This is a genomic window from uncultured Veillonella sp. (genome assembly GCF_963551295.1).
GTDB lineage: Bacteria > Bacillota > Negativicutes > Veillonellales > Veillonellaceae > Veillonella.
In genome coordinates this window covers 1-5,699 of record NZ_CAUVFT010000053.1, presented here as the reverse complement: position 1 = coordinate 5,699, position 5,699 = coordinate 1, and the positions used below count along the sequence as shown (strand labels likewise).

The following is a 5,699-nucleotide window of genomic DNA, read 5'->3' as shown; positions in this document are numbered from 1 at the left end:
ATTATTGTATTCTAGAGTTATATATGAAAGACGCTGATGCTGTGAAGTCATATATGCAGAATATAGATTCTTTAAAAACTCATAATCATTTATACAATATGATGCAAATGGCTAATATTTATTGGCAGTATGAAGAATATATTGATAGAGTTAAAAGTTGGTATATTATGATGCAGGGGCAAAAATTAGATATTTTTAAAGGTATTAGTCAATTATTTTCAAAAAAATTGATAGTACTGGGTAGGGATACAGAATTTGTTAATATAATATTTTCTGGTGGAGTTAGTAGAGCTTTGTTACATCAATTCATTGATTTTATAAAAGATAATAAATATAAAGTATCTGAAATATATGATCTTTTTATCAAAACAGTAAAATTTATTATTCAACATCATGATGAGACCGAATTTGTATATGTATCAGCTTCTCTTGATGAACTATTAGAATATGTATACGAACTATCATGCAAAGAAGGACATTTTGATGGGCAACAACAATGTTTAGATTTTTGGGATGATATGTATAAGTATCAGATGGGGAGTATAAGAGAAATTACTGATCAGATGATATAATTATTTTGTATTCATGAAGTAGAAGTTATGGAATTATGATTTATTAATATGTAATAGTTAATTGACTATATATCGAAAGAAGACAGAAAAAGATAGAAGCAATAAAAAAGGTGAGTGTAATGCGTATTTTATTAGCAAATTTAACAAAGATGGTAGGCGATACAGGTGGCCTTGCTAAGGTGACGGTTGCATTTGCCAATGAGATGCAGCGTCGTGGCCACGAGGTGAGTCTCGTGTATAGTGATGTGCAAACGGGGGATTTCTACTATCCTCTTGATGCGGGTATCGACGCATATGATTTGTGTCATTATGAAGGTGAAAGTCATTCTATTCCTCTTTGGTACAAGGCAAAACGGGAGATTTTGCGCGCCTTTGATAAGCGTAAAGCTCGTGGTGTGAATAATGAGTTTACCAAAAAATATCTACTAGGTCATCTTCAGTCTGTATTAAATCGAACTAAGCCGGACGTAATCGTGTCGTACCAACCAGCAGCATCAAAGGCGTTATTGCTAGATTTGAAAACAAATATTCCTGTTATCACCATGAGCCACGGCGACCCTGAGGATTATTTTAATACTTATCCTGTAGAGGAGGTTGAAGCGGTCGCAAAGAGTACGGTGAATCAAGTATTATTACCATCCTTTGAATCTCATATTAAAAATCACTTGCCAGAGGCTAAGACTGTTGTAATTGGTAATGCCATTCCACAATATGCAGAGCAGGCGGAGCTTTCACAGGTGAAAGACCGTTATAAAATCGTATTTGTAGCACGACTCGATAAGAACCATAAACGGCCACATTTATTGATTGAGGCATTTGCACCATTGGCTGGGAAGTATCCAAACTGGGATATCGAGTTATGGGGCCAAGAGGACCGGAAGATTTATAAGAAAGACTTGGATATGATTGTATCCAAGGCGGGACTTGGAGACCGTGTTCATTTTATGGGGACGACAATCGATGTACCAAGTGTACTCGTTACGGCAGATATATTTGCATTCCCAAGCGCCTATGAAGGATTTGGGCTTTCACTGGGTGAAGCGATGAGCATGGGCTTGCCAGCAATTGGCTATAAATCTTGCTCTGCTGTCAATGAACTCATCATCGATGGGGAAACAGGAATCTTATGTGATGATGGGGTAGCACCATTGACGAGGGCCTTGGAACAGTTTATGCAAGATCAAAACCTCCGCGTTACCATGGGTCAAGCCGGCCGTGAACGAATGAAACAATTCAGCCCAGAATCCATTTGGGGACAATGGGAGGAACTGTTGAAGGCTACAAGTAAAACTAAATAAATTATAAAAACCAGTGGAGTAATTATTTAGTACTTCACTGGTTTTGTCATATTACTTGTATATTTTATTTGTTATTATTGTATACTAAGATGTATGGATAAAATATTTACGTTCTCAGTAGATTATATAAAATGATAATTATCATCAGAGGTAAAATATGCTTGAGTCACTACTAATAGGATTACAACAGGATTTAAAAATCTTTATATGGGCACCTATAATCAGTGCTATCTTTCGATTTATTTTTATTAAACTATATGGACCCTCATATCATTGGAATGTGGATAAGAAAAAACTAGTTAAAACCTTTACTTATGGATTTTGGTGGGGACTCGATTTTCATGCTTATGTATTATTAGTTTCCTTTTTAGCTATCTCTTTACCGGGTGCATTTATATCCTCTTATTTCGCGGTAGGTGATATTGTAAGAACCATACTTTTAACATTGTATTTAATGGTACTATATGCTGCATTTATGGGAAAGCTGATATATTATTATCACTTTAAAGATACATATAATGAATTAGTTCGGTTGGGTGGTAATGCTGATAAAAAGAATCTATTAGATATATTTTTTAATGAAAATCATGGATTATGGATATTACTTGGTTTTATTCCTTTTGCAGTAATTACAGCATTAGGAATTTATGCAACTTTATTAACACCGGTATTGTTGATACCTACATTTCCATTTGTAGGACAAGTAGTAGGAACAATTATATCAGTTATTCTTACGGTAGTGGTTTTCTATTGGTTACGTTATGGTGGTACATTGAATCATCGAAATAAGCCGGAGTGGGATTTTGTACCAGCTATTATTAAAAATGATATATTTTTGGCTAAAGCCGTTATTGATGATTTGATTGCATTAGAATTAGTGCATAAACATAATGTTAATGAAGTTTTGAATCATGATGATGATACAGCTATTAAAAATTTACGTATTATTCCAGAATTTAAAGACGTAAAGATAGGAGTAAATCCATTAGAGTTTTTACAAAAAAAAGCTGAAGGGCCGCGAATTCCCAAGCCTAAGCATATTTTTATTCTTGTTGGTGAAAGTCTTACACAATCTGTGACGGACGATATTTATTCAGAATATCATATTGCCGATGCAGGAAAGCAGTTTAAAGCACAAAAGAATACTATTTCTATGGAGAATTTTTTGCCTGCAGGTATGATTTCTCAACCGGCTATTGCAAGTCTCATTTCAGGGATTTATGATTCTAATTTAGAAATTAATGAGAAAACACAATTTTGGGAACATACTATAATTACTTCTCTGCCAGAACAAATTAAGAAGTTGGGTTATAAAACTAAACTTTGGTATGGAGGTAATATTTCTTGGGCTAGCTTAGGTTTATTTGCTCCATCAATGGGTTTTGATGAATGTATTGGTGGCCCAGATATTTGTGGTGAAGATGCGCCTGCTACATGGCTAGGTGTGTATGATCATTTATTTTTAGATGAGGTAAAAAAACGCATATTGGCAGCTGATGATGAGCCAACTATGCATTTTATTTATACAACATCTAATCACTCACCAAGTACAATTCCTATTGAACGATATGGATGGGATGCAGATACGATTTTTGGCAATATTCCTAGAGTGGTGAGAGATAATAAGAGCAAAGTAGCAGCTTTGGGTACTTATTGGTATGCAGAACAGGCATTATTTCGTTTCGTTGATGATATGAAAGAACATTTTGAAGATAGTCTTATCATAGTCACAGGTGATCATTCCTGTGGCATTGCGGATTCTCTGCTTTCATATAGAAAGCAAACTATTAGAGAATCATTTTGTACATATTTTGCCATGTATCATAAGGGTATTGATGCTAATTGGATTAATAAAAATAGTATTGGTGATCATATGCAAATTATGCCTACTATTTTTGAACTTATAGCACCAAAAGATTTTGAATATTATTCTTTAATGCCTTCCTTATTTGAACCTCAAGAACACATTGTAACTCCGTACCATTGGATGACACAATCTGAAATCGGTTTTTATGGTAACTATACAGCACAGGATATTAACTGGAGAGATTCTAAACAGCAAGATTCACCTATAACACATATAGAACGTCATGATTTTGAAGAGATAAAACAAGCTTATGTTGAGTTGACTTCATGGGTTGTGCGACATCCAGAAATATTAAAATGTTAAATATAAAATTTTAAGACCACCATTATGTAGATTTTAGCAACTGACAATTGTTATAGAGAAGTTTCCTTTGTAGATAATAGTTATTATGATATATCTACTCTAGATGATGCTTTTGATTATAATTAGTTAAGTATTACGGGTATTAAAAAGAGTTACCAAGATGGCTTGTATGGGGCGGATCAAATTATTAATGATTCGATGATAAAAGATATATTATTGTAATAGCCCTAAAAAATGAATGAAAATTTCATGAATATTTAAATAATATTTAATCTCTATATGATAATGTATATCTTGTAAAGGTATACGTATTATTTGTATGGAAACATGGACACATAGGGATAAGCGTATTGCTTTACAAGATCGTATAGTAATTGTTTGTAGTGTAAAGAAGAGGTATTGTATTATGAAAAAACAATTCGCAGCAATCTTTGCAGCAACAGCAGTTTTGGGTGTAACTACGGCATTCGCAGCTAACCCATTCTCCGATGTAACTCCTGATTCTTGGGCATACCAAGCTGTATCCCAATTGGCAGCCGCTGGTATCGTTAATGGTTATCCAGATGGCACTTTCAAAGGCCAAAACGATATCACTCGTTACGAAATGGCTCAAATGGTAGCTAAAGCTATGGCTAACCAAGACCGCGCTAACGCTGAACAACAAGCTATGATTAACCGTTTGGCTGATGAATTCTCCAACGAATTGAACAACTTGGGCGTTCGTGTTGGTCGTTTGGAAGACCGCGTTGGTAATGTGAAAGTAACTGGCGATATGCGTCTTCGTTATTCTCACACGAAAAAGAAAAATTATTTTTTCTTTAGAACAACCGATTATGATAACAGCTATAAAAAAGAGTCTAAATTTGACGCTCGTGCACGCTTACAATTTAATGCTAAGGTTAATGACCGCACGGAAGCCGTTGTCCGTTTCACGACCGGTGATTTTGAGTTGGGTAATTCCGAAATTAAGGTAAATGAAAACAATGTAAAATTTGACCGTGTCTATGTAGACCACAAATTTGGTGAACATGTATCTGTAAAAGCAGGTCGTTTGAACCAAATGATCGGTAATGGTTTAATTTATGATGATGGCTTTGACGGAATCCAATTCAATGCCGTGAATGACAAGGTTGAATTCCAAGCGGCGTATGGTTATTTTATTGAAGGGACAGCAGCAGGTATAAGTAAAGAAAATAATAATACGGTTACATATCTTGGCCTTAAATCCGACTTGAATAAACACGTTAACCTCGGTGCTTTCTATGCGAGGGCAAATAAAACAAAACGTAATGAATTGGATGTTAAAAATGTATATGGCCTAAGCACAGACTTGAACTTTAATAAAGTTTGGATTGGCGGTGAATGGGTGAAAGCTACCAGTGTGCCAAAAGGTTCTGCATGGACCGCAGGTATTGGATATGGTGATTATGACCAAGCTAAACGGGGGACTTGGGATGTAAAAGCTCAATACTTCAACTTTGGTCAGCATATGGCGCCAATATCCTCCACATGGGATATTTATTTTGATGAAGAACATTACCAAGGATATAAAGGTTGGTTATTGACTGCCGATTATGCATTGCAAGACAATGTGGGCTTGACTGCATACTATGGCTTTAAAAACAAAACAAACAAACGATTTGGGAATAACGAAAAACA

General features: G+C 35.1%; 4 protein-coding genes. All 4 read left to right on the top strand.

Annotation, left to right across the window (positions count from 1 at the left end):
- Positions 1-23 precede the first annotated feature (23 nt).
- Positions 24-572 (top strand): hypothetical protein, encoded by a 549-nt coding sequence (locus tag RYO55_RS09550; protein ID WP_314985296.1) that lies wholly within the window; start codon positions 24-26, stop codon positions 570-572.
- A 119-nt stretch (positions 573-691) separates the two neighbouring features.
- A complete protein-coding gene (locus RYO55_RS09545) occupies positions 692-1,870 on the top strand; it encodes a glycosyltransferase (protein WP_314985295.1) in 1,179 nt (392 codons plus the stop codon).
- Positions 1,871-2,027: 157 nt separating this feature from the next.
- The gene (locus RYO55_RS09540) at positions 2,028-4,040 is read left to right on the top strand and encodes a sulfatase-like hydrolase/transferase (RefSeq protein WP_314985294.1); all 2,013 of its coding nucleotides are present in this window, start codon (positions 2,028-2,030) and stop codon (positions 4,038-4,040) included.
- A gap of 406 nt (positions 4,041-4,446) precedes the next feature.
- Positions 4,447-5,699 (top strand): putative porin (locus tag RYO55_RS09535; protein WP_314985293.1); only part of this gene is annotated, 1,253 nt, incomplete at its 3' end.